This window comes from uncultured Mailhella sp., assembly GCF_963931295.1.
Classification (GTDB): domain Bacteria; phylum Desulfobacterota; class Desulfovibrionia; order Desulfovibrionales; family Desulfovibrionaceae; genus Mailhella.
This window is the reverse complement of sequence record NZ_OZ007001.1, coordinates 972,916-996,546: the sequence shown is the minus strand read 5'-3', so window position 1 is coordinate 996,546 and position 23,631 is coordinate 972,916. Positions and strand designations below refer to the sequence as shown.

19 protein-coding genes are annotated in these 23,631 nt (G+C 62.4%); 12 read left to right on the top strand and 7 right to left on the bottom strand.

The window, feature by feature from the left end:
- Window positions 1-171 precede the first annotated feature (171 nt).
- Both ABGT79_RS03960 and ABGT79_RS03955 read right to left on the bottom strand, forming a co-directional pair.
- The gene (locus tag ABGT79_RS03960; protein WP_346665105.1) at window positions 172-1,116 is read right to left on the bottom strand and encodes a cyclophilin-like fold protein; all 945 of its coding nucleotides are present in this window, start codon (window positions 1,114-1,116) and stop codon (window positions 172-174) included.
- Window positions 1,117-1,185: 69 nt separating this feature from the next.
- On the bottom strand, window positions 1,186-1,665 hold the full coding sequence (locus ABGT79_RS03955; RefSeq protein ID WP_346665104.1) for a flavodoxin: 480 nt from the start codon (window positions 1,663-1,665) through the stop codon (window positions 1,186-1,188).
- Between the two features lie 448 nt (window positions 1,666-2,113).
- On the opposite strand from ABGT79_RS03955, the gene ABGT79_RS03950 reads away from it, so the two are divergent.
- From ABGT79_RS03950 to ABGT79_RS03930, 5 genes are all read left to right on the top strand, one after another.
- Window positions 2,114-2,605: a cupin domain-containing protein gene (locus ABGT79_RS03950; RefSeq protein WP_346665103.1), complete on the top strand. Its 492-nt coding sequence runs from the start codon at window positions 2,114-2,116 to the stop codon at window positions 2,603-2,605.
- 290 nt (window positions 2,606-2,895) lie between these two features.
- On the top strand, window positions 2,896-3,945 hold the full coding sequence (locus ABGT79_RS03945; protein ID WP_346665102.1) for an alcohol dehydrogenase catalytic domain-containing protein: 1,050 nt from the start codon (window positions 2,896-2,898) through the stop codon (window positions 3,943-3,945).
- A 22-nt stretch (window positions 3,946-3,967) separates the two neighbouring features.
- Entirely contained in the window at window positions 3,968-4,966 is a 999-nt protein-coding gene (locus ABGT79_RS03940) for an aldo/keto reductase (RefSeq protein WP_346665101.1), read from the top strand.
- A 236-nt stretch (window positions 4,967-5,202) separates the two neighbouring features.
- A complete protein-coding gene (locus ABGT79_RS03935) occupies window positions 5,203-6,054 on the top strand; it encodes a carboxymuconolactone decarboxylase family protein (RefSeq protein WP_346665100.1) in 852 nt (283 codons plus the stop codon).
- Window positions 6,055-6,174: 120 nt separating this feature from the next.
- Window positions 6,175-6,819, top strand: a complete 645-nt coding sequence (locus tag ABGT79_RS03930) for a flavodoxin (protein ID WP_346665099.1) — start codon at window positions 6,175-6,177, stop codon at window positions 6,817-6,819.
- 402 nt (window positions 6,820-7,221) lie between these two features.
- Here ABGT79_RS03930 and ABGT79_RS03925 read toward each other — a convergent pair whose 3' ends face one another.
- The 4 genes from ABGT79_RS03925 to ABGT79_RS03910 all read right to left on the bottom strand — a co-directional run bounded on the left by ABGT79_RS03925 (window position 7,222) and on the right by ABGT79_RS03910 (window position 11,643).
- The gene (locus tag ABGT79_RS03925) at window positions 7,222-8,085 is read right to left on the bottom strand and encodes an AraC family transcriptional regulator (RefSeq protein WP_346665098.1); all 864 of its coding nucleotides are present in this window, start codon (window positions 8,083-8,085) and stop codon (window positions 7,222-7,224) included.
- Between the two features lie 390 nt (window positions 8,086-8,475).
- A complete protein-coding gene (locus tag ABGT79_RS03920) occupies window positions 8,476-9,603 on the bottom strand; it encodes an MBL fold metallo-hydrolase (RefSeq protein WP_346665097.1) in 1,128 nt (375 codons plus the stop codon).
- Window positions 9,600-10,280 (bottom strand): flavodoxin family protein, encoded by a 681-nt coding sequence (locus tag ABGT79_RS03915; RefSeq protein WP_346665096.1) that lies wholly within the window; start codon window positions 10,278-10,280, stop codon window positions 9,600-9,602. Before ABGT79_RS03915 ends, ABGT79_RS03920 begins: the two co-directional genes overlap by 4 nt.
- 244 nt (window positions 10,281-10,524) lie before the next feature.
- Window positions 10,525-11,643, bottom strand: a complete 1,119-nt coding sequence (locus ABGT79_RS03910; RefSeq protein ID WP_346665095.1) for a nitronate monooxygenase — start codon at window positions 11,641-11,643, stop codon at window positions 10,525-10,527.
- Window positions 11,644-12,156: 513 nt separating this feature from the next.
- Here ABGT79_RS03910 and ABGT79_RS03905 point away from each other — a divergent pair.
- From ABGT79_RS03905 to ABGT79_RS03885, 5 genes are all read left to right on the top strand, one after another.
- Complete coding sequence (locus ABGT79_RS03905; protein ID WP_294485365.1) at window positions 12,157-13,167, top strand: PhoH family protein; 1,011 nt, start codon at window positions 12,157-12,159, stop codon at window positions 13,165-13,167.
- Window positions 13,154-15,742 carry an HDIG domain-containing metalloprotein gene (locus ABGT79_RS03900; RefSeq protein WP_346665094.1) on the top strand — a complete coding sequence of 863 codons (2,589 nt, stop codon included), beginning with the start codon at window positions 13,154-13,156 and terminating at the stop codon, window positions 15,740-15,742. The genes ABGT79_RS03905 and ABGT79_RS03900 overlap by 14 nt, the downstream gene beginning before the upstream one ends.
- 122 nt (window positions 15,743-15,864) lie before the next feature.
- Window positions 15,865-16,224, top strand: a complete 360-nt coding sequence (gene ybeY / locus ABGT79_RS03895; RefSeq protein WP_346666648.1) for an rRNA maturation RNase YbeY — start codon at window positions 15,865-15,867, stop codon at window positions 16,222-16,224.
- A 115-nt stretch (window positions 16,225-16,339) separates the two neighbouring features.
- Complete coding sequence (gene era / locus ABGT79_RS03890; protein WP_346665093.1) at window positions 16,340-17,281, top strand: GTPase Era; 942 nt, start codon at window positions 16,340-16,342, stop codon at window positions 17,279-17,281.
- A 69-nt stretch (window positions 17,282-17,350) separates the two neighbouring features.
- On the top strand, window positions 17,351-18,064 hold the full coding sequence (locus tag ABGT79_RS03885; RefSeq protein ID WP_346665092.1) for a YggS family pyridoxal phosphate-dependent enzyme: 714 nt from the start codon (window positions 17,351-17,353) through the stop codon (window positions 18,062-18,064).
- Between the two features lie 321 nt (window positions 18,065-18,385).
- On the opposite strand, the gene ABGT79_RS03880 is transcribed toward ABGT79_RS03885, so the two are convergent.
- Window positions 18,386-19,123 (bottom strand): RNA methyltransferase, encoded by a 738-nt coding sequence (locus ABGT79_RS03880; protein WP_346665091.1) that lies wholly within the window; start codon window positions 19,121-19,123, stop codon window positions 18,386-18,388.
- A 306-nt stretch (window positions 19,124-19,429) separates the two neighbouring features.
- Here ABGT79_RS03880 and ABGT79_RS03875 point away from each other — a divergent pair, with 306 nt between their 5' ends.
- Together ABGT79_RS03875 and ftsY are read left to right on the top strand one after the other, a co-directional pair.
- The gene (locus ABGT79_RS03875; RefSeq protein ID WP_346665090.1) at window positions 19,430-21,337 is read left to right on the top strand and encodes a LysM peptidoglycan-binding domain-containing protein; all 1,908 of its coding nucleotides are present in this window, start codon (window positions 19,430-19,432) and stop codon (window positions 21,335-21,337) included.
- A gap of 15 nt (window positions 21,338-21,352) precedes the next feature.
- The gene (gene ftsY / locus ABGT79_RS03870; protein WP_346665089.1) at window positions 21,353-22,996 is read left to right on the top strand and encodes a signal recognition particle-docking protein FtsY; all 1,644 of its coding nucleotides are present in this window, start codon (window positions 21,353-21,355) and stop codon (window positions 22,994-22,996) included.
- The last annotated feature ends 635 nt before the right edge of the window (window positions 22,997-23,631 follow it).

Sequence of the window (23,631 nt, the reverse complement as noted above, 5' to 3'; positions counted from 1 at the left end):
GCGCGATGTTTCGGAAAGAAGCTTTGCGCGCCGAAACAAAGAGGCGGAACGCGTGAGCGTTCCGCCTCTTTTGCGTCTGCGAGCAGGCAGCGCTCTTTACGGAGAGAAAAACGCCGTTCGGAACAGAAAAAATTCCGGACGGCGTTTTTGGGTTAAAACAGGCGGCGCGCATCAGGGCTGAGCGCTTTGCAGGGAAAAGTGCGCGATGACGGACGAGGGCAGTTCGTGCAGCGGGGCAAGGTCGGAAGTCACGCGGCCCATGGGAATGACCTTCATGGTAAGATTCGGCCGCGAGCTCTGGGCGTAGAAGATGGCCACGCTGTTGTTCTGCGGGCAGTAAGTGATGTCGCCGTCGTCAAAGCGCAGTCTTCCTTCTTCCGAGGTGGGGATTTCCCGGTCGAGGCCGCCGTAGTATTCACGGCCGCCGTACTGCACCATGGGTATCGAAAGCGGCAGTCGGCGCATAAATTCCCCGGCGACGGGACTGTTGTCGAGCACGGCGGAAAGTTCGACGTCGTTGATGCGGATGACGATGTTCCGCGCGGAGGAAGCGGCCACGCCGAGCTCCTGCAGCCATGACGCGAGTTTTGGTTCCGCGTCTCTGGCTTCGGAGCCGAGCATGTCGAATATGGGGAGCACTTGCGCCTTCGGACAGTATTCCGTCACCACGCGGGCGCTGCGTCCCGGGCCGTACCCGTCGTGCGTGCAGAAGGGAAGGATGGTTTTTCCTTCGAGAGGATGTTCGGAAAGGAAGGTTGCCATGGGCTGCGGAATGGAATTGCTCCAGATGGGAAAGCCGAGATAGATGGTGTCGTAGTCGTTCAGATTTGCCTGAAGGGGCAGAAGGGGAGGAAGATAGCCGGTGCTTCGCTCCTGCCTTGCCTGTTCCACCACGGCGTGAAAGTCGTCGGGATAGGGTTCGACGGTTTTTATTTCCGCCAGGGACGCGCCGGTGAGACGGCTCAGGGCTTCGGCCGTCAGACGGGTGTTTCCCGAGAGCGAATAGAAGAGAATGAGGCTTCGGCCGGAGTCTGGCGAGGCGGGAGCGCCGGAGCAGGGCGAGGCAAGAGTAAAGGTGAGCAGGGCTCCAAGCAGCGTGGCGAGTATGTCCTTCATGCAGTGTGCTCCTTGAATGTTGGAGATGATGGACTCTTTTGCGTGCGGGAAAAGGTGGCAAGGGGCGGATCAGTCTTCCTTCAGATAGCCGAGATCCTTCAGCCAGGCGCGCACTCTGCCTTCGGCGTCGCGCACGTCGTTTCGATAGACGGAAAGCGCGTCGCGGACAGTGGCATGCAGGGGAAGGGCCTTGAGATCGTTTATGGTGTTGGCCGGGCCGCTGGTGCCGTGCGTGCAGAAGGGCACGATGGTTTTTCCCCTGAAATCGTGCTGTTCCAGAAAGCTGAAGACCGGCATGGGCATGGTTCCCACCCAGTTGGGAAAGCCCACGAAGACGACGTCGTAACGACTCATGTCGGAGATGGTTTCCTTTAGCTTCGGCCTCGCATGTTCCCTGAGTTCCTGTCTGGCCTGCTCCACGGCGGTGTCGAAGTCGGGGCCGTAGCGGCGCACGGGACGTATTTCAAAGAGTTCTCCGCCGGTCATGCGCTGAATGTCGCGGGCGATGAGACGGGTGTTTCCTGAGAGGGAAAAGTAGGCGATGAGCATGCGCGAAGAGTCTGCGTGCTTTGAAGAACTGCTTTGAGGCGCGGCCGACGCCGTGCCGCAGAAAACGAAAAAGAACGCCAGAAGAACGAAGAGAGGGGACGTAAGGGGTTTTGGATAATGCATGGTTCCTCCCGGATGCATGTTCCGCCGGATGCGCTCCGGTTGAAAGCAGCCGGGGAGAAGCGTCGGCGGAAAGAGATCCGCTTCTTATTTATGCATAACGGGAGGGCGCGACGGCGAACAGCTGCAATTCTCGCATCTTCTTGCCTGTTTCTCGCAGATTGTTTTGTTACGGGCAACGCAGATGCGGTCTCTTCGGGCAAAAGCGTGGGGCGGCCTGTTGCTTCTGCAACGATCGGGCAAAAAATAGAGAGTATCGTAGCTGGCTGAGCGCTGCGCCTCCCGGTACCATGCCTTCATGCTCATCGAAAAACCGGAGGATTTCTCTATGAACAAGTTGATCCTGTCCATGGCCCTGACTCTCGCTGCCCTCTGTGCTCTGCCCGGGCAGAGCGACGCTGCCGAAATCGGCAAGTCGCAGACCATTCTGCGCAACGGCGAGTTCCCGACCGCCAAGGGGGCGGATCAGTTTTTCACCGGCAGCGTGCGCGTTGAACAGCTCTATCCCGCCAACAACGACATGCGCTCCAGCGTGGGCGTGGTCACCTTTGAACCGGGCGCGCGTTCCAACTGGCATATTCATCCGGTGGGGCAGGCGCTCATCGTCACGTCCGGCGTGGGCCTCACGCAGGAGTGGGGCAAGCCCATTCAGGTCATCCGTGCGGGCGACGTGGTCATTTGTCCCGTCAATGTCAAGCACTGGCACGGCGCAGCGCCGAACAGCGCCATGACGCACATTTCCATTTGCGAAGAAAAGGAACCGGGCAAGGTCGTGGTCTGGATGGAAAAGGTCACCGACGAACAGTACAACGCCAGGTAATTGTCTGATTCCGCAGTAGTGAGCGGTCATCCCCGTCCTGCGGCAAGTCCCGGGGCGGGGTGTTTTTCTTGTGTCGCAGCCTGCATGCCGCGGCATTTTTGAGCGAACGGCATGCTCGGCCCTGTGCGTACCGAGGCGCGATGCGTCCTGCTTAGTCGCCTCTGAACACAGCAGAGGGAGGCGGCGGAGCCTTGCGCGCGTTGTCTGCGCCGAGCGAAGCAGATCGCGGTCGCGCCGGGCAAGGCAACGTTCGTTCATCAGACTCATTCGTAAACAAAGGAGAATTTTTTATGGCAGAGAACACCATGAAGGCCGGCGTGCTCGTCGGTCCCGGCGAGGTGCGGATCATGGACGTGCCCGTCCCGGACATGGCTCCGGGCATGATGCGCATTCGCGTGAGCGCCTGCGGCGTGTGCGGCAGCGATATCCATATGTGGAAGGCAGGCAAGGGCTGGAGCAGTCAGCCGCCGGAACACTTCATCATGGGACACGAATTCTGCGGCACGGTGACCGATCCCGGCGACAGCGATTTTCGCGCAGGCGAGCGCGTCACGTTCTGGGCCAACCTGTACTGCGGCGAATGCGACATGTGCCGCTCGGGCAGAGAACAGCTCTGCCGCGCCGTGAACGGCACGAACTACATCGGCTTCGTGTGCAACGGCGGCTATGCGGAATACTTCGTCGGCAAGGCCATGAACGCCTATCGGCTGCCCGATTCGGTGTCGGACGTGGCCGCGGGCCTCATTGATCCGCTCATGGTGGCCTATCACGCGGTGCGTCGTTCGGGGCTGAAGCTGCACGACAAGGTGCTTGTCGTGGGCAGCGGCATCATTGCCCAGCTCATCGGCGGTCTGGCGAAGAAGGCCGGAGCCTCGCTGCTCGTCATGTCCCGCATCGACGATCGGCAGACGGGCAAGGCGCGTGAAATCGGCGATTTCGACGCCTACGTGTACGGCAACGCGCCGGACAGGGCCGAAAGAATGCTGGAGCTTTCCGAGGGCGGCTTCGACGTGGTTTTTGAGGCCGTGGGTTCCGGCGACTCGCTGGCGGCCTGTCTGGACGGCGTGAAGCCCGGCGGAGAGGTGGTCATGATAGGCAATTCCGTCGCGCCCACGGTGCCTTTCGAGCTGAACCGGGCAGTGCTGCATGAAGTGAGGCTCACCGGCAGCGTGTCCTGCACGCGCCGGGAATTTGAGGAAACCATTGATCTCATTGCCCGCGGCATTATTGATCCTGAAAAGTACGTCACCGACGTTCTGCCGCTGGAAGAACTTCAGCATGCGCTGGAAATGCAGGTGTCCTCCGAGGGACGCGTGCTGAAAACGGTGATCCGCCCGTAGCGGGCCGCCGGGGAGGTGCGACATGAAGAAAAGAAATCTGGGGCGCAGCGGCCTGGAAGTTTCGGCCGTAGGCATGGGCTGCATGGGCTTTTCGCACGGCTACGGGGCCGTCCCTTCGGAAGAGGAGGCCGTGCGGCTCATACGCCGAGCCTTTGAGCTCGGCTGCACCTTTTTCGATACCGCGGAAGGATACGGGCCCTTTGTGAACGAGGAACTTGTGGGGCGGGCCGTGGAGCCTTTTCGCGACCGCATCGTGCTGGCGACGAAGTTTTCGCCGTTTGCGCTGCCCGGTCAGAACATGCCCGAGGGCAAGCTCAGCCGAAGCGGGGTGCGCAGTGCCGTGGAGGATTCGCTGCGCCGTCTGCGCACGGACTACATCGACCTTTACTATGAGCACCGCGTTCCCGACGACGAAACCGTGGAAGATGTGGCGTTCTGGATGGGCGAGCTGATCGCGGAGGGCAAGATACGCGGCTGGGGACAGTCGCAGTCCACGGAATCGCAGATACGCCGGGCCCATGCGGTCACGCCGCTTGCGGCCGTGCAGAGTGAGTATTCCATCATGGAGCGGATGTTTGAAAAGGACGTCATTCCCGCCTGCGCCGAGCTCGGCATCGGCTTTGTGGCGTTTTCGCCGCTGGCCAGCGGTTTTCTCAGCGGCAGGTGCGCCGTGAACGCCGTGTATCAGGGCGACGACGTGCGCCGCGTCATCACCCGTTTCGAGCCCGGGAACATGGCGGCCAACGAGCCGATTCTGACGCTGCTCCGACGCGTTGCCGAAGACAAGGGAGCCACGCCCGCACAGATTTCGCTGGCCTGGATGCTGCATGGTCGGGATTTTGTGGTTCCCATTCCGGGCATGCGTCGGGAAGAGCGCATTGTGGAGAACCTCGGCGCGGCGGACGTGGAACTTTCCGACGAGGAGTTCGAGGCTCTGGAGCGCGCGCTTTCGGGCATGGTCGTACACGGCAACAGAACGGACGAGGATATCGAACGGCTGGGCTCGGTGAGGGCCAGGTAGCCGGACGGCGGCGTTCGCCGAGGAGGGAGTCGGGGGCGAGCATGCGCGGAGCGGGGCAGGAAGGCGCCCGGCCTGTGCGGTGGCGCCGGTGAGGCGTTCCGTTCACGCCGCCTCGGGCAGAATCGGGCAAGAACTCAAGAGAAATGTATCTGGCGGCCTGGGCATGGCCTGATATGATTGAGGCACAAACAACAAAAAGACGCCGCGGCTCATATTTGCCGGGCAAGGGAGTTTTTATGAAGAAAGCCGTTACTCTGGGTGCGATGATTGTTGCGGGCCTGATGCTGTCTTCCGCCGTGGCCCTTGCCGCTCCGGATCAGAGCGCAGGACGCGTGGACGCGACGGCGCGGAACATGCAGAAGTTTCTCGGAAGCACAACGTCGTCTCTGGCGGCCACGGATCCCGATCTTGCCGCCATGCGCGACAGGCTCCTCTACGGCGAGATCATGGATCACGGCACGCTGAGCGACAAGCAGCGCATGCTCGTCACGCTGGTGGTGCTGACCGCCGGTCAGACGCTGGACGACTTCAAGACGCAGGTGAACGCCGCGCTGCGCGTGGGCGCAACGCCCGTGGAAATTCGGGAAGCGCTGTATCAGTGCGCGCCCTACATCGGCTTTCCCCGCACGGAAGCGGCCGTGAAGCTGATGAACGAAGTGTTTGCGGAACACAAGATCGCCCTGCCTCTGGAAAAGCAGAGCACCGTGACGGAGCAGACCCGCTACGCCGACGGTCTGGCGGTGCAGAAGTCCATTTTCGGCGAGGGCATCGACAAAATGCACGAGGCTGCCACCGAGGATCAGAAGGCCGTGGTGCAGAACTATCTTTCCGCCTTCTGCTTCGGCGACATCTACACCCGCAAGGGGCTGGATCTGAAGACCCGCGAACTTCTCACCTTTTCCATCATCAGCGCCTTCGGCGGATGCGATTCTCAGGTGCGTTCCCATGTGCAGGGCAACATTGCCGTGGGCAACACCCGCGAGAATCTGATCGATGCGCTCGCGCAGAGCCTGCCCTACATGGGCTTCCCGCGCACGCTGAACGCGCTGGCCTGCGTGAACGCCGTGGCTCCGGCCGCGGGCAAGTAGCTTTTTCCGACAAAAGGCGTTTTTCGCCTGACTGAGGATCCCGCAGTTGAGCGGGATGGTCTTGGTCTGCACGTTTTTTCCGTCGGGCGCAGAGCCCGGCGTCATGAACAGGAGACGATTGTGAGCAACTCTGATGATCGCCGCGTGTCGGCAGACATGTGTTCTCTTGAGGTCGGCGTCGCGTCGAGACGCGTTTTTCTGAAGACTCTTGCGCTGGGGGCCGCCGCGCTGGCCGCGCCCGCGCTGTTTTCCACGCGGGCCCTGGCCGCGGAAGCGGGAGGCAAGGTGCTGATCGTGTATTTTTCTCATAGCGGCAACACGCGTCGTCTTGCGGGATTCATTCACGATCGCGTGGGCGGCGACATGGTGGAACTGAAAACCGTGAAGCCCTATTCCGAAGACTATGATACCGTGGTGGACGAGGCGAAGAAGGAGCAGGAGGCGAACGCCCGCCCGGCCGTTGCCACGGAACTGCCTTCGCTGGACGGCTATGACACGGTGTTCATCGGCTATCCGAACTGGTGGGGCACGCTGCCCATGCCGTTCTTCACGCTGCTTGAAAAGTACGATCTCGGCAATCGGACCGTCATTCCGTTCTGCACCCACGAGGGCAGCCGCTTCGGACGCAGCGAGAGAGATCTCAAAGCGCTGTGCCCGCAGGCCCGCATGCTTGAGGGCTTCGAGGTGCGCGGCTCCCGCGTGTCCGGCGCAGCCGACGACGTGAACGAATGGCTGAGCGGTCTGGGCTTCAAAACGGCCGGGTAAACGCGGGCTTTCCGCTTCTGTGGGGGGAGCGGAGAGCGTAGCATTGCGAAAGGGCGGCTTTCAGGGCCGCCCTTTGTCGTGGTGGTAGGGATAACTCTTCGATTTCGTGCTTTGCGACTTGTCGCGGGCTTGGTACGTTCGGCGCTTTTGCCTTGAGCTCTGCCCCGCCTGTGGGGACAGCGTTTGAACTTTTTGTTTTGCGCGTTGTTCGTTGCGTGTTTTTGCTTCGGGCTTCGTTTTTTCCGCGGGCGGCCTCTTGGCAGGCGCAAGTTATTTATCCCGGGCGCATCGTTGGATTACGAGCGTCGCTTGTCCTCGCGGTTTTTGTCGTCGGCGCGGCGGGCGCGTCGTTTTGGCGTCGGGGCTTGAGGTTCCGACGCGATCTGCGTGGCCGCGCCTTCGTCAGGAGAGGCCGGACAAGGTTCTGCGGCGATTCATGTCGCGCAGCGGCGGCTCGCCGAACACCCGTTTGTATTCTCTGTTGAACTGCGTCACGCTTTCGTAGCCCACGCTGAGCGCCGCGCTGGAAGCGCGTTCGTGCTCTACCAGCATGAGGCGCTGGGCCTCGTACAGGCGAAGCTGCTTCTGATACTGCAGCGGGCTCAGCCCCGTGAGCAGCTTGAAGTGACGGTGCAGATTGGATGCGGACATGTTCACCTGCCTGGCCAGCGATTCCACCTTCAGCGGATTTCTGTAGTTTTCCCGTATCCAGCTGATGGCCTGCATGACCTGATGATTCTGCGTGCCCGGCGTGTTCAGACGGCGCAGCAGCGGGCCGTGCGGACTGATGAGCAGAAGATAGTGCAGTTCGCGCAGCATCATGGGCGCGCGGACGGGAATCTGTTCGGGCTTTTCCAGAAGCTCGATAAGCCGCAGAAACATTTCCATGATGTCGACGTCGGCGTCGGCCACGGAAACGCCTGCGCTTTCTTCGTCGCTTTCGGGCAGCGCGTCCTTCATTTCCAGGGCCAGGGAGGAGAGCATTTTTTTGTTCAGATAGAGGTAGGCGAAGAGAAACGGATGGTCGTGCGTGGGATTGACCAGGTAGGACGCAATGGGCATGTCCACGCCCGCCACGACGGTCTGGTTCTCCGTATAGACAAATTCCTGCCCGGCCATGATCGAATGCTTCGTGCCCTGCACCACGAGTCCGACGAGGGGCTTTTCAAAGCACTGTTCCGGCGCTCCGCTGTCTTCGCGGCGGACGAGGTGAAAGCCCTCCACGGCCGTGGCAAAGATTCGGGGAGACTCCAGATAGCGGAGCATGTTTTTCTTCAGCGATTCCTGAATTTGCCTGATCCGTTGCAGCTGTTCCGACATGGGCCATGACCTCCGCCAGAGTAAAAAAATGTTTTCCGGCCCGCGGGCGCTGGACGCGCAGACCGGTCGTGAGCCCGACGCGTTTTTCGGTTGCTTCATCGTCGAGCCGAAGGAACAATGTTCCCGTCCGGCGTTTCACATGCCGTCCCGGCGCGCCCGACGCAGACTTTGCGTTGCCGGAGCTCTTTCGGCGGGCGCGCCTCGTTGCGACGGCAAGATAGCCTCCTGACTTCGGCGGCCCTTTTCCGGCGGGAGAGGGGATCCGCGTCGGCGTCCGCACCGCGCCTGAGCCCGGCGTAATTTTTCCGCGGGGCCCCGCGCCTTCGCAGCGCTCCGCTAGGCCTGCCGGGCGGCCAGCGCTTCCCACCAGCGGGGAAATTCCGGCAGAGGTCGCGTCAGGGACACGACGTCGCCGATGATCGGCGTGACCAGACGGAACGCCTTTCCCTGCGAGGCGGTCGTCACGCGGCGGAACGGTTCGTCCCAGGGGTGACAGGCCAGGGCGAACTTGCCGACGTGTGCGGGCAGCAGCGCCTTTGCGCCCAGATCCTGCGCCGCCTGCACGGCCTCTTCCGGCGTCATGTGGATGTACTTCCAGCGCTCGTTGTACTGTCCGCAGTCGAGCAGCGCGAGATCCGGCGCGCCGAGCTTTTTTCCGATGTCGGCGAAGTGGGGGCCGTAGCCGCTGTCTCCGCTGAAGAAGACGCGGCAGCCCGGCGCTTCCAGCATGAAGCCGGTCCACAGTGTCTTGTTCTGCGTGAGGGTGCGGCCGGAATAGTGGCTGGCCGTGACGAAGCGGATGCGAACGCCGTTCAGGTCGATGTCGTCGCCCCAGTCGGCCTCGCGGATGCGCTCGCGCTCAAAGCCCCAGCGCCGAAAATGCGCGCCCGTGCCGAGTCCGCACGCGACAAGGCCGATGCGTTTTTTCAGCGCCGTGACCGTGGGGTAGTCCAGGTGATCCCAGTGATCGTGGGAGATGAGCAGGGCGTCGATGTCGGGCATGTCGCGCACCGTGCAGGGCGTGGCTCCGGCAAAGGCCCGAGTGCTGAACGAGACCGGCGCGGCGTGATCGCTGAACACCGGATCGATGAGCAGGCGTTTGCCGCCCATCTGGAGGAAAAAGCTGGAATGCCCGAGCCAGACCACGAAGTTTTCGGCGCGGTCTCGCGAGAGAAGGTCGGGCTTTTGGGAGGGAACCGGCGCGCTCGGCGCGGGATTGGGGCGCTCTTCCACGAGAGAGCGGAGCAGCGCGCCCGCAAAGGTGCTGTCGTCGCTGAGCACGGGGCGCTCAATGAGATTGTGGAAGGCTCCGTCGGCATAGTGCGGCGAGCGCAGAATGCGGCGCATATCTTCGCCTTCGGGCAGGGCTCCGAACTGTTCCTGACGCAGAAAGGCGAACACGCCGCCTGCGCCTGCCGCAACGGCGGCTCCCGCCATCATGCCGAGAAAGGCGCGTCGTTTCATAGCGAGCGCTCTCCCTGAAGGCGCAGTCCTTTGCCGAGGCGGTGGGCTTTTTCGGGGAAGGGCGTGTTGCGTATGGAGCCTTCGGTCCACACGCCGGGAGCGACGATGCGTCCGGCGTCGGTCCAGCCGAGATAGTCCAGCAGCACTTCGTAGTGCGTGAGCATGGGGCTTTCGTCGCGCCTTGAGTTGTTGGCGTAGGTCATGAGGAGCACGGCCTGCTTCGGCGTGTGGATGGAGCCGTTTATGGCGTAGAAACGGTCGATGACGGCCTTGAGCTGGGCGGATATGCCGAAGTAGTACATGGGCGTGACAAAGGCCACGAGATCGGCGGGAACGATGTGCTCGCGCACGAGACTGAAGTCGTCGTCATCGAACACGCAGGGGCCGTCCATGCCGCAGCTGTTGCAGGCGATGCAGGGATGAACGCTTTTCTGCGCGGCGTCGAAGCGGAACACGTCGTGCCCGGCTTCCTGCGCGCCTTTGATGAAGTGATCGGCCAGCGTGTTGGAATTGCCGTGTTCCCTCGGGCTGCCGGTGAGAACGAGAATCTTCATCTTTTTCTCCTTGTCAGGTTCTGCGCCGCGCGCTTCGGAAAGGGAAGACGCCGCGCCGGAGAGAAGCAGACCTCCGACGGCCGTGGCCATGAGAGAGCGTTTGAGAAAGTCTCGCCGGTTCATGAATCCTCCGTGCGTCGGCGACGGGGGCGGTCGCCCGCGTTGTTTCACTGACGATAACGTTCACGGCACGGTCAGAATAGATACTATTCTTTCGATTAATTGCCTGATTCTGTCAGGGCGTGGAGAATTGCGGAAGTTTTGCCGTTTAAAAGGAAAACGCCGTCTCTGAGGCGGCGTTTTCTGCTCAGGAGGAGCGTTCCGCCGTCGTTTTGGGAACGCGAGGCGGAACGCCGAAAGTGCGGAATTATCCGGCGGCGGATTCCTTTTGGGCAAGGCATTCGTCGTATTCCCTGCGCAGGGTTTCCACGAGTTCGTGAACGGAAACGATGCTCTTCACGCGGGCCACGTTGGCTCCGCAGAACACGAAGCCCTTGTCGAGATTGCCCTTCATGGCGTTGATGAGCGCCGAGGAAATGCAGTAGGGCGTGGTGCTCGGATCGCAGGTCTTGATGCAGTGGAACACGCACTTGAAGGGCTTTCGCTTGCCTTCGCGCGCGGCCTCGATGAAGGAATTGTTCAGGGCGCGGCCGGGCATGCCCACCGGGCTGTGGATGATGGTCACGTCTTCTTCTTTGGCGTCCACGTAGGCCTGCTTGAAGCGGATGTCCGCGTCGCATTCGTCCGTGGCCACGAAGCGGGTGGCCATCTGCACGCCGGAGGCGCCGAGCGAGAGCATTCTGGCGATGTCCGCGCCGCTGAACACGCCGCCGCCCGCAATCACGGGAATGGCGCGTCCGGCCTTGTCTTCCAGAGCCTTGGCGGCGTCGACCACGCCGGAGACCAGGTGTTCGAGGGAGAAGGCCTCGTCGAAGATGTGCTCTTCGGAAAAGCCGAGATGACCGCCGGCCTTGGGGCCTTCGAGCACGAAGGCGTCGGGAATGAGGCCGGTTTTGTGCATCCACTTTTTGGCGATGAGCGTGGCGGCGCGGCCGGAAGACACGATGGGCACGAGCTTGGTGCGGAATTCTTCCTTTTTCTGGGCGCAGGCGTCGAGAAAGATTTTCGGCAGATCCATGGGCAGACCGGCGCCGGAGAAAATGACGTCGGCGCGCGCTTCGACGGAGGCGCGCACCATTTCGGCAAAGGTGGTGAGCGCGACCATGATGTTCACGCCGATGATGCCTTTGGTGGCGGCGCGGGCCTTTTCGATTTCGCGGCGCAGGGCGCGGACGTTGGCTTCCACGGGATTCGAGGCCACGTCGGGTTCGCGCATGCCGACCATGGCTCCGGCGATGACGCCGATGCCGCCTTCGTTGGCCACGGCGGACGCCAGTTTGGAAAGAGATATGCCGACGCCCATGCCGCCCTGAACGATGGGCGTGCGGGCGACCAGATCACCGATTTTCAACGCGGGGAAAGACATGAAAAACCTTACCTCCGGTCTCCGACGAAGGAGACGGAACTGTTCGTTCGTTATAATAAAGGGCTCTTCCTGGAGAGCGGCGCTATAGTAAAACCCGTTTTCTTTTATGACAAGGGGGGAAGAAAAATAACAGTTATTACCGGATAAGCGTTAAAAGTCGTCAGTTCAAAGGGTTAGTTATAAAATCGCCGTTATTTTCAAAACAAGAGGGGAAAAATTTTTTCGGCGCTTTAAACAGTCGTTCCGGCGAGACGGTTCGGGAAAAAGCGCCCGCGGAAGGCTTTGTTGCATGAATGTGACAACGAAGTCTCTTTTGTGTCGGATCGGCGCGGGCGGCGGAACAAAAAAATAACGTCGTCCGGGCGGGAAAAAAGACGCGTGCCAGCCGGGGAACGCAAGGAAAACTGACGGGTTCGAGGGAGATTTCGGCGGCTGTGGACTCTTTGCCTGTTTTGGCGTAAGGAAGAAAACCATGCCGGGGGCGCGGCCCGCGGCTCAACGGAAAAACAGGATATGCGTGTGAAATCGTCCTATGCGGAAACGCTGGCCTTCGACGACGCCGGTCTGGCCAGTCAGCTTTTCGGCCCCCTGAACGCCCATCTGGAACTGATATCCGACGCTTCCGGCGCGGATCTGCAGACGCGGGGCACGGAACTTACCGTGAGCGACCCGCGTCCGGCGCAGCGGGAACTGCTGCTCAATCTTTTTACGCAGGGGTACGGACTTCTGCGCAGCGGGCATACGCTGCGGGGCGAAGATCTTCTTCAGGGCTATGAGGAGCTTCTGCGCAATCCCCATGCCGACATCAGCAAGATGTTCCGCGAGGCGAGCGTCATCGTGTCTCCGCGCAAGAGCATCGTGGCGCGCAACACGGCGCAGCGGCAGTACATGGAGCTTCTGCGCCGCAACGAGCTTGTGTTCGCCACCGGCCCCGCGGGCACGGGCAAGACCTATCTGGCCGTGGCCATGGCCATTTCCATGCTTGCCGCGAAGCGCGTGAAGAAAATAGTGCTCACCAGGCCTGCGGTTGAGGCCGGAGAAAAGCTCGGCTTTCTGCCCGGCGACATGGAAGACAAGGTGAATCCCTACCTGCGCCCCCTCTACGACGCGCTCAGCGACATGCTCGGGCCGCAGGGCTTTGCCCAGAAGCAGGAGGCCGGAGTCATCGAAGTGGCCCCGCTGGCCTTCATGCGCGGCCGCACGCTCAACGACGCCTTCCTCATTCTCGACGAAGCGCAGAACACCACCCGCGAACAGATGAAGATGTTTCTCACCCGCATGGGCTTCGGTTCCCGCGTGGTGGTCACCGGCGACGTGACGCAGATAGACCTTCCTCCCGTGAACAGGGCCTTTCTGAGGGAAGGGGAAAAGGAAGGGGAAACCCGTTCCGGACTCGTGCATGCGCTGAAGGTGCTCGAAGGCGTGCGGGGCGTGGCCTTCCACCATTTCCACAGCTCCGACGTGGTTCGCCATCCGCTGGTGGGCCGTATCGTGGAAGCTTACGATATTTATGAAAAAAACTAGGAAGATATCTCCGGTAAGCGTTTCCCAGCTCTGGGGACATTCCCGTTCCATGTTCATGCACCATCACCACGACTGGGGACTTTTGTCTCTGGCGGCGGCACTGGTGTTCATTTCTCTTCTGTGCGCCATCCAGCCCGGCAGAACGGCCCGCGTGGTGTATCCCGCCGGAGAGATCGCCGCGCACGACGTGGTTTCCGACAGGGATCTGCTCGTCGAGGATCCGCAGGCCACGCAGCTGCGCCGCGATCGGGCGCTGGCGCTCCAGCCCATGGTCTTCGACATCGACAAGAAGGCCATCGAGAGCTTCCGGGAGGAAAGTCTCGGTCTCATCGACGAAATCAACAAGCGCGGGCTGGACAACGCCGGTCTGGAAAACGTGCGCCGCGCCTTCAACGAACGGCATCTCTCCGACGTCTCGGCCGCTGCCTTCCGGCAGCTGACGGCCTCCTACGTGCAGGAATATCTTCTGGGCACGCTCATTCCGTGGATGGAGTCCACGCTGTCCAACGGCGTCATTGCCGACATGCGTCAGATAGCCAACACCGACAACGCCGTCATCGTGCGCGATCTGGACAGCGGCACGGAAGTGCTGCGCACGCAGGCCGGAGGCCTCAAGGATCTGCGTTCGTTCCAGGTGGCGCTGGGACGAAAACTGCGCGCCGAGGACAAGCTCAGTTCCCGCGCCAAGGTCGTGCTTCAGGAAGTCATGCCGCTCATGGTGGTGCCTTCACTCGCCGTGAATCAGGAAGTGACCAGTCAGCGCAACGAGGAAATGCTCGCCGCCGTGGAGCCCGTGTTCTACAAGGTGCAGCCCGGCGAAGTGCTGGTGCGCGCCGGCGACATGGTGACCCACGAACAGCAGATAAAGCTGCAGGCGCTCTTCCGCGCCACCCCCGGCGTGGTGGACTGGCACGTGTTCGGCGGCTGCGTGGTGCTGGGACTTTTCCTGCTGCTCGGCCTGTTCATCACGCCGAGCGGCAACAAGGGCACGGTGCTGCGCACCAAGGATCAGAACCTCATTGCGCTGCTGCTCGTGTTTTTCGGCGGCACGGCGTGGTGTACCATGTACGTTCTGGTGGAGGCGGCTTCGGCCTCCACGGCGCACGTGCTGGCCTTCGCCTTTCCGGTGGCGGGCGGCACGGGCATGGCCGCGCTTATTTTCGCCGCGCGCCGCTACTGCACCGTGGGGCTCGTGCTCTCGTTCTTCGCCACGGTCATTTTCCGCGGCGAAATCGCGCTGTTCTTCTTCTATTTCATGTCGTCCATGACCAACACCTGGCTTGTGCTGCGGGCGCAGAACAGGCAGGACGTGGTCTGGGGCAGCGTTCCGCTGCTCATCTGGATGCTCATGACCGGCGTCGGCGCGGCGCTGTTCATCCATCTGGAATGGGCGCAGCTTCCCTTCCTGCTGCTCGCGCTCATCTGCAACGCCGTGGGTTCGCTGTTTCTGCTCTTCGCTCTCAGCCCCGTGCTGGAAATGCTCATGGGCTACACCACCCGCTTCCGCATGATGGAGCTCATGAATCTGGAACATCCGCTGCTTCAGGAACTCATGATGACGGTGCCCGGCACGTATCATCACTCGCTGGTGGTCTCCAACCTCGTGGAGGCCGGAGCCGCGGCCATCGGAGCCAACAGCCTGCTGTGCAAGGTGGGCGCGCTCTATCACGACATCGGCAAGATTTCCCGCCCCGAATATTTCGTGGAAAATCAGTTCGGCGGCCCCAATCCGCACGACAAGCTCTCGCCCGCCATGAGCGCGCTCATCCTCTTCTCCCACGTCAAGCAGGGCGCGGAACTTGCGGAGGAATATCACCTCGGCCGCGAGATCACCGACATCATCGTGCAGCATCACGGCACGCGCGGAGCCATGTATTTTTACAACAAGGCTCAGCAGATGGGCGAAAATCCGCGCCTTCAGGACTATTCCTATCCCGGCCCGCGCCCGCAGAGCAAGGAAGCCGCCATCGTCATGCTGGCCGACTCCGTGGAGGCGTCGAGCCGCACGCTGGTCGATCCCACGCCCGCCCGCATCCGGGCCCACGTCACCAAGATAGTGAAGGGCGTGTACGCCGAAGGGCAGCTCGATGAATCCGACCTGACCTTCCGCGACCTGAACAAGCTCATCGACAGCTTCGTGCGCGGCATCACGGGACTTTTTCATCAGCGCATCGCCTACCCCGAGGAAAAGCCCGATCCCCACAAGAACGGCCGCAAAAACGAGGAGTGCCGCAAGGACGAAGCCGAGGAGCTGCGTCCGGAATGGGTGATCGAACCCGGCCGCGCGAAGGAAAAGCGGGAGAAGGGCGCGCAGACGGAGCGCGCGGCGGAGCAGGGCGCCTGCGGCAGTGCCGCGGAATGCGCCAGGCCCTGCGACCGCGGAGCGACCGCCAAGGCTGCCCCGGAAGGCAACGCAACTTCCGGCGGCACGGCGTCGGGCAGCGCAGCGGCGGGCCATGCGCCGTCGTGCGACGCCCCGGCCCCCGGCAATGAATCGGCCCCCGGCGATGCCGCCGCGGGCGAAGCTGCGGCGACCGACGGAGAAAGTGCGGACAGCCCGGAGAAGGACGCATGAGCTCTTTGACCGGCCTCAGTGTGGAAATGCGCCGTCCGTGCCGCTTCTGCCGGCGGGAATGGCTCTCGTGGCTTGCCGCCATGCGTGCAGCCGCAGCCGAAGCGGGCATGCTGCCCGGGCAGATGAACGGGCCCCGCGCGGCCGAACAGTCGAGCGTTGCCCCGGAAGAGCTTCCCGTACAGCTCATCGTGGCGGGCGACGGCGACATCGCTTCCGTGAATCTCCGCAATCTCGGCTGCTTTGGCCCCACCAACATTTTGAGCTTTCCCGGCGAAGCGGGCGAGCTCGGCACGCTTTTTCTCAGCGCCGACACGCTGGAGCGCGAATGCGTGCTCTACGGTCAGGACCCGGAAACGCACGCGAAACGCCTGCTCGCGCACGGCATGGGACACATTTCGGGTTTCGATCACGGCCCGGAGATGGACGCGTTCTGCGAGTATCTGGAAGAATCCTGTCCGCTTCCGGCAGAGACGCGGGAATAGACTCTTGACGTTCAGCCCCGCGTAGTACAAGCTGAAAAATCCTTTTCGACATCAGACGGACGCTTCTTCCGCAAGGGGGAAGGCGTCCGCATACATCATACATACCGGAGACATTATGACCAGAATACAGAATGAACACCGTTGCGGCTGGGTGGCGCTCATGGGCCCGCCCAATGCCGGAAAGTCCACGCTGCTCAACGCTCTGCTGGGTCAGAAGATCAGCATTGTGACCTCCAAGCCGCAGACCACGCGCAGCCGCGTGGTGGGCATCATGTCGGAACCGGGCGCGCAGGTCATTTTCATGGACACCCCCGGCGTGAACCACTCGCGTCAGCAGCAGCGCGGTCATCTGAGCAAGATGATGAGTCAGGCCGCGTGGCAGAGCATGGCCGCCGCCCACGCCGTGATGCTGGTGCTCGACTCCGAGCTCTACATCCGCAGACCGGAATTTCTCGAACGCGACATCCAGTCGCTGCGCGACGCGCTGGCGGAAGACGAGCGCCCGCTGCTCGTGGTGGTGAACAAGGTCGATCTGTTCCATGACAAGTCCCGCATGCTGCCGCTTCTGGTGACGCTTCAGGAATATTTCCCGAAGGCGGAAATCTTCCCCATGTCGGCCCTGACCAAGGACGGACTCGACGATCTCAAGAAGATCATCGTGAACATGATGCCTGAGGGCGACTCCCAGTTCCCGGAGGATCAGCTTTCCACCGCGCCCACGCGCTTTCTCGCCGCGGAAATCGTGCGCGAAAAGGTGTTTGAGCGGCTGCGTCAGGAAGTGCCGTACACCACCGCCGTGGACATCGAAGCTTGGGAGGAGGATCCGGAACGCGATCTCACCGTCATTCACGCGGTGATCTTCGTGCAGCGTCCTTCGCACAAGGCCATGGTCATCGGTCGTGCGGGAGCCACCATCAAGGAAATCGGCACGGAGGCCCGGCGCGACATTCAGAAGCTCATCGGCGGCAAGGTTCATCTGCAGCTGTGGGTGAAGGTGAAGGACAACTGGGCCGAGGACACCGAACTGCTCCACGACCTCGGATTTGAAAACGAATAACGGATTTCAGGGTCGCCTCCGGGCGGCCCTTTTTTCCGAAGATTGCGCCTCAGGGGCAAAGGATTGAACATGACATTGCTGGAAGAACGCTGGAGAGGAGTGCTGGACGGCATGGCCGAAGCCGTGCGCAGGGCCGGACGCGAACAGGGAAGCGTGCGCCTTGTGGCGGTGTCGAAATTTCATCCCGCGTCGGACATCGCCGAGCTCTGCCGTCTCGGCCAGAAGGATTTCGGAGAAAACTACATTCAGGAAGCCCGCGCCAAGCAGGCGGAACTTGCGGATCTCGACATCCGCTGGCACGCCATAGGCCCGGTGCAGACCAACAAGGCCAAGGACGTGGCCGGCCGCTTTGCGCTGCTGCACACGCTCGATCGCGAAGAGCTCGCGCGCGCCCTGTCGCGTCGTCTGCCGGAAGGCGCAACGCAGGACGCGCTCATTCAGGTGAACATCGGCGAGGAGCCGCAGAAATCCGGCGTGCATCCCGCCGATCTGGCCGGACTTTTCGAGCAGCTTCTGCAGGATGATCTCATAAGCGCCGAAGGGCCCGGACTCCGGGTGCTCGGCCTCATGTGCCTGCCGCCCCGCTGCGGCGAGGGCGAGGCCGCGAGACCGTACTTTGCGCGTCTGCGAGAACTGCGCGACGACATGGTGCGTCGTTTCGGCCTGCCGCTGCCCGAGCTTTCCATGGGCATGTCCGGCGACTATCACGAAGCCGTGGAGGAAGGAGCCACCATCATCCGCGTGGGCACGGAAATTTTCGGCCCGCGTCCGGTGAAGATGTAGGGCTGTGCCGGGGCGCGGCGATCCGCCGGGCTGCCGCTTCGTGAACGAATGAAAAAAACGCCGTTCGGACGATGTGTCCGGGCGGCGTTTGGTGTTTTGGAAAGACGGGGCGGCGTCGGGGCCTTTTGCCTGGGCGCTCGATGCGGGAGACGAAGGGAACTTCCCGGGCGCGTGGATTCTGCCGCAGCCGGACGGCGGCGCTGCCGCCGGAGCCGGGCATGCTCGGGACTGTTTGAGACCCCGCCGGGCGCGGACGCGCGGAAAACATCCCAATTGAGGGAGGGACGCGTCCGCAGGCCTGCCCGAAAGGGCGGGCAGGCGTCAGAGCTCCAGCGAGCGAGCGAAGCAGGAAATGAGAATGGCTCCGGCCTGCGCCACGTTGAGGGAGTCGAACTCGCGCCGGAAGGGGATGCACAGGCTGCATTCGCAGTGCTTGAGCACGCCGGGGCGCACGCCCTTGTCTTCGTTGCCGAGCACCAGCAGGGCGGGCAGCGGCAGCTTTTCCGTGAGCGGATTCACGCTGTTGTCCACCTTCTGCGCAGCGCAGGTCACGAATCCGGCCTCCCGGGCTTCCTTCACCGCGCGGGAAAGATTGACCACCTGCGTGATGGGCAGGCGTTCCAGCGCGCCAGCGGCGGAACGACGGGCGCCGGGGCCGAGAAAGGCGCTGTTGTGCTTCGGCAGAATGAGTCCGGCGCCGCCCATGGCAAAGAGCGTGCGGGCCAGCGTGCCCACGTTGCCGGGATCCTGCACCTGATCGAGCGCCACCATGAGCGGCAGAGGCGCGTGCGCGGCCTGTTCCAGAAAGGTTTCCCACGGCGTGAACGCGGCGTCGCGCAGGCGCGCAATGACGCCCTGATGTCCCGCATGGGCGGCCATGCGCGAGAGCGTGTCGTCGTTCACGAGGGAGAAGCGCACGCCGTACTCACGACACAGATCAAGCAGCCGGGAACTTTCGGCGCTGGCGCGTCCCTTGCGCACATACACCATGTCCACCTTCTCCGGCTCGCGTTCCAGAAGCTCCAGCACGGGCTTCATGCCCGGCAAAAAATTTTCCATATCTTTGTCAGTCGTCGTCATTATAAGTTATTTCCGCTGGATAACGTTAAAAAATCGGGCATGGGGCGGTCACGGCCGATTGAATCTCCGCCCTTTTCAAGGTATTCTTGCCCCTTATTGGGAGCAGGTCGCGGGAAACATTCCTGTTTCTTTTCCCCGGTCGCCCGCCTGTTCTGGAAAGCCGACGTGTTTCCGGTCTGCGGGCATGTGTTTTTTTCGGCCTTCGGGGCATGTTTTTGGCAACGTGCTCTCTGGCTGGTATCCTGCTTTTGTTCGAGATGCAAGTCCACATGATGGAGCGCTGACATGAAAATTGGCAAACTGTGCTGCCTTCCCCTTGCGGGAATGGCAGTGCTGATGATGCTTTCCGCCTGCGGCAAACAGCAGACGGTGGAATCCCCGGACCTGCTGGCTTCCCAAGCCCGGCAGGAAGCCGTGGATCTGGGTTCTCTTTCCTCCCTCACTTCCGCGGAGAAAAAGGCGTATTCCAGCACCTCCAAGCTGGACAAAAATCTGAGCCCGGGCATGGAACGGCAGGTGCGTTATCACTTCGTGAAGTACTCGCGCGAACGCCGGGGAACCATGGAAAACTTCCTGCGAAACAGCATTCCCTATCTGAACTACACCAAGAGCGTGTTCCGTTCCCGCGGACTCCCCGAAGATCTCGCCTATCTCGCCTATCTGGAAAGCGGATACAATCCCATGGCCGTGTCCCGCTCCAACGCCGTGGGCATGTGGCAGTTCATTTCCTCCACGGGCCGTTCCTACGGCCTGCGTCAGGACTGGTGGATGGACGAACGTCGCGATCCGTACCGCTCCACCGAAGCGGCGGCAAGCTACCTCGCCCGCCTCTACGACATTTTCCACGACTGGCATCTCGCCGTGGCTTCCTACAACGGCGGCGAAGGCAAGATAGGCCGCGCCAAGGAAGCGACGGGTGCCAATAAGCTCCACGAGATCATTCAGAAAAACGACACCCTCGACTACAAGCTCCAGCTTCGCGAGGAAACGGCGCTCTACGTGCCCCGCTTCCTTGCCATTTCCAAGATCATGCGCAACGCCGAAACGCTGGGACTTCAGCCTTCCTCGCCCGACGACGAGCATCCCGTGCTGCTTCCCGTGTCTCCGGTATCGGTCAGATCCGCCACCGACCTTGTGGAGCTGAGCCGTCGCCTCGGCATGAACTGGAAGGAATTTCAGGCCTATAATCCGCATTTTCTGCGCTCCATCTCTCCTGCGGGACGCACGTCCACCGCGTACGTGCCGCGCAACAAGGAAGCTCTTGCCAGACGCGTGCTGAGCGGCACGGTTTCCGGAGCCGGCTGGCGCTACTACACCGTGCGCCGCGGCGACACCTACGCCAAGGTGAGCTCCCGCACCGGCGTGCCCGCTTCCGTCATCAGGCAGCTCAATCCCGGATCGCTGAAGCGCGGCAGTCAGCTGCGGTTGCCCGCCAACGGCAGGAACCTGCCCGCCGTCGTGCCCGCCGCGCCTTCGCGCGACACGGCCATCGCTTCCAATTCCGGCCGTCGCACGTCCGTGAGCGCGTCCAAGGGCGGCGATCACGCCTCCAGCGCGCTGGCCGAGCTCAAGGGACGTCGTGCCTCCGTGCGCAGCGTGCCCGCCACCTACAAGGTGCAGAGCGGCGACACGCTCACGGCCATCGCCCGCAAGTACGACATGGATCTCGACGATCTGTACGCGGCCAACGGCGGAGCCGACAAGCTGGACACCCTGAGAGTCGGACAGGTCATTCGTCTTTCGGCGCCCGTCGCCGTGGCGTCCAAGTCCGCGCCCGCAAGGCGCTCCGCGCCGAGCCTCGCCTCGCACACGGTGCAGTCCGGCGAAACCGCCTACGCCATTTCGCGCAAGTACAACATCACCTTTGCCGAACTTGCCGCCGTCAACGGCGGCGCGGAGGCCCTCGGCAGTCTCTCTCCCGGCCAGGTGCTGAAGATTCCCGCCGGAAAGACCACCGCCGTGGCGCAGAACAACACGCGTCAGGCCTCTCCCGCGCGGCGTGTTCAGACGCAGGCTCCCGCGCGAAAGAGCGCGAGCAGCATTGCCGAATACAGCGTGCAGAACGGGGAAACTCTGTGGAGCATTTCCCGCAAGTTCAATATGAAGCCCATGGAGCTCCTGGCTCTCAACGGCATGGATCAGTCCACCCGCGTCAAGGTGGGCGATACCGTCAAGGTCATTCGCAATAAGTAGGAGCAGAGGTGAAGCATGGGATTTTTCTCCGCCGTTAAAAAGTTTTTCTCCGGAGGCGGTCATGCCGGAGAGGCCGACGCCGCCAGAACCGAGGCTCCCAGAGACGAGGCGGCGCAGGCTGCCGCGGAAAAGTCGGCCGAATCTGCGCAGGAAGACGCGACGTCTTCAGCAGCGCAGGAGCCGACGGCGCAGGAACCGTCTGTAGGAGCTCCGGCCTCGGAAAAAGCGCCGGAAGCGCAGGAGGACGAATCTGCGGCGACGGCAGAAGAAGAGCCTTCCAGGGAGAAGGCTGGCACCGAAGTCGAAGAGATGACGGAGCCTGCCGAAGCTGCGGAAGTTTCAAAAGATCCGACGCCCGATGCCGCGCCGGAAAAGACGGTTGAAGAGCCGAAGGCTGAGGATGCGGCCCGGGCGCAGGATGAGGATGCCTCTGCCGCTGCGCCGGCGGCGCGTTCCGAAGAGGAAGAAGCCCTCACGCTGGCTTTGCGTCAGGCGGAGCCCAAGCTCTCCGCGTGGCTGGCCGTGGTGCTGGACGGCGTGGAGGAGGCGGACGAGCTTCTGTGGAAGCGCCTTGCCTTTCTGCTCCGCGCGCTGGAAACTCCGGAAAACGAAGCCCGCGAGTTTCTGGACGACTTCCGCGGCTGGCTCGACCGCATGGAATATCATTGGCTGGAGGACTTCAGGTCGGAACTTCAGTATCGTCTGGCCCTTGCCCTCGACATGGAGGACGAGGAAGATGAACGCGACCGGCTGTTTGCCAAGCTGCAGAACGGTCTTGCGCGCACCCGCGCCCGCTTCGGACAGGGGCTTTCCGCGCTTATGGCCGGGCATACCGAGCTCACCGCGGAATTCTGGGATGAAATGGAAGAGCTGTTCATCATGGCCGACATGGGCGCGGAGCCCTCGCTGGCCCTGGTGCGTCGCCTGAAGGATCGTGCCCGCGCGGAGGGCGTGACCACGCCCGACGGGCTCATGCCGCTGCTGGAACAGGAAGTGGAGGCCATTTTCAAAACGCCCCGGCGCATCTCCGCGGTGCATCCGCCGGAAGTCATTCTCATGGTGGGCGTGAACGGCGTGGGCAAGACCACCACCATCGCCAAGCTGGCCTATCGGGCCAAGATGCAGGGCAAGAAGGTGCTCATTGCCGCGGCCGACACCTTCCGTGCGGCGGCTGTGGAACAGCTCGAAGTGTGGGCCCGGCGCATCGGCGCGGACTTCCACGCCAAGGGCATGGGGGCCGATCCTGCGGCCGTGGCCTTTGAGGCCATGGACAAGGCCATGCAGGGCGGCTACGACGTGCTGTTCATCGACACGGCCGGACGTCTGCACACCAAGTCCAACCTCATGGACGAACTGCACAAGATTCGCATGGTGGTGGAACGCAAGCTCCCCGGAGCGCCGCACCGCACCATTCTCGTCATCGACGCCACCACGGGCCAGAACGCGCTTCAGCAGACCAAAATGTTCAAGGACACGAGCGGCGTGAACGAAATCATCCTCACCAAGCTCGACGGCACGGCCAAGGGCGGCGTGGCGCTGGCCGTGGCCAGTCAGTTCGAGCTGCCCATCACCTTTGTGGGCCTCGGCGAAAAAATGGAGGATCTGCGTCCGTTCGATCCGCACGACTTTGCGCGTGCGCTGCTCGGCAGAGACGAATAGTCCTGCCTGGGCAATTGCCGACTTCAACGCGCTGAAAGCGATGACGGGAGGGGGGGGGATGATTCCCCCCCCTTTTTTTTGCCCTGCGGCGGGGCGAGTCGTTGATGGGGGTAGCTCCGGGCGGGCATGATTCGTTCGCAGACTTTTGGCGGCAGATTTCGCGCGTGGCGCGCCGTTGGACGCGGCAGACGCGTTGGTGGCGGCTTTCGGATGGCGCGACGGGAACGTGTTCGGGCAAGGCTTTGGGAAGCGCGTTTGCGGGAGGTGCGGGGCGACGCGACGATGTATCGACGGAGGCGACGGCGCAAGATACCGGGCGTTGCGAGCGGAGGGACTGCGGCAGGCGGGTTGCTTTGTGGGCGACTCGCTCATGGTTGGAAGTGCCGCAGAGCGTCTCCGGCCTGCGGAGAAGGGAGAGACGGGCGTTCTGCCGGGCAGGAGCAGCATGAGCGGCGGGGAAACCGCGATTTCTGCAAAAACGGCGGCAAGGGCGCAGTCGTGAGGACGTCTGTAATGCGCGGGCGGCGAAAAGCGTCGGCGCAAGGTGTCGCACGAAGGCCGACGGCGCAACGAAGGCGGTCAGGAAGAAGATCAGAAAGGCGACACAACGAAGAGGGCGCAGGAAAGGCGGTGCC

What these genes read in the sequence shown, in the direction of transcription:
- ABGT79_RS03960 (WP_346665105.1), bottom strand. Translation starts at nt 1,116, where the DNA reads ATGAAGGACATACTCGCCACGCTGCTTGGAGCCCTGCTCACCTTTACT.
- ABGT79_RS03955 (WP_346665104.1), bottom strand. Translation starts at nt 1,665, where the DNA reads ATGCTCATCGCCTACTTTTCCCTCTCAGGAAACACCCGTCTCATCGCC.
- ABGT79_RS03950 (WP_346665103.1), top strand. Translation starts at nt 2,114, where the DNA reads ATGAACAAGTTGATCCTGTCCATGGCCCTGACTCTCGCTGCCCTCTGT.
- ABGT79_RS03945 (WP_346665102.1), top strand. Translation starts at nt 2,896, where the DNA reads ATGGCAGAGAACACCATGAAGGCCGGCGTGCTCGTCGGTCCCGGCGAG.
- ABGT79_RS03940 (WP_346665101.1), top strand. Translation starts at nt 3,968, where the DNA reads ATGAAGAAAAGAAATCTGGGGCGCAGCGGCCTGGAAGTTTCGGCCGTA.
- ABGT79_RS03935 (WP_346665100.1), top strand. Translation starts at nt 5,203, where the DNA reads ATGAAGAAAGCCGTTACTCTGGGTGCGATGATTGTTGCGGGCCTGATG.
- ABGT79_RS03925 (WP_346665098.1), bottom strand. Translation starts at nt 8,085, where the DNA reads ATGCTCCGCTATCTGGAGTCTCCCCGAATCTTTGCCACGGCCGTGGAG.
- ABGT79_RS03920 (WP_346665097.1), bottom strand. Translation starts at nt 9,603, where the DNA reads ATGAAACGACGCGCCTTTCTCGGCATGATGGCGGGAGCCGCCGTTGCG.
- ABGT79_RS03915 (WP_346665096.1), bottom strand. Translation starts at nt 10,280, where the DNA reads ATGAACCGGCGAGACTTTCTCAAACGCTCTCTCATGGCCACGGCCGTC.
- ABGT79_RS03910 (WP_346665095.1), bottom strand. Translation starts at nt 11,643, where the DNA reads ATGTCTTTCCCCGCGTTGAAAATCGGTGATCTGGTCGCCCGCACGCCC.
- ABGT79_RS03905 (WP_294485365.1), top strand. Translation starts at nt 12,157, where the DNA reads ATGCGTGTGAAATCGTCCTATGCGGAAACGCTGGCCTTCGACGACGCC.
- ABGT79_RS03900 (WP_346665094.1), top strand. Translation starts at nt 13,154, where the DNA reads ATGAAAAAAACTAGGAAGATATCTCCGGTAAGCGTTTCCCAGCTCTGG.
- ybeY (WP_346666648.1), top strand. Translation starts at nt 15,865, where the DNA reads ATGAACGGGCCCCGCGCGGCCGAACAGTCGAGCGTTGCCCCGGAAGAG.
- era (WP_346665093.1), top strand. Translation starts at nt 16,340, where the DNA reads ATGACCAGAATACAGAATGAACACCGTTGCGGCTGGGTGGCGCTCATG.
- ABGT79_RS03885 (WP_346665092.1), top strand. Translation starts at nt 17,351, where the DNA reads ATGACATTGCTGGAAGAACGCTGGAGAGGAGTGCTGGACGGCATGGCC.
- ABGT79_RS03880 (WP_346665091.1), bottom strand. Translation starts at nt 19,123, where the DNA reads ATGGAAAATTTTTTGCCGGGCATGAAGCCCGTGCTGGAGCTTCTGGAA.
- ABGT79_RS03875 (WP_346665090.1), top strand. Translation starts at nt 19,430, where the DNA reads ATGAAAATTGGCAAACTGTGCTGCCTTCCCCTTGCGGGAATGGCAGTG.
- ftsY (WP_346665089.1), top strand. Translation starts at nt 21,353, where the DNA reads ATGGGATTTTTCTCCGCCGTTAAAAAGTTTTTCTCCGGAGGCGGTCAT.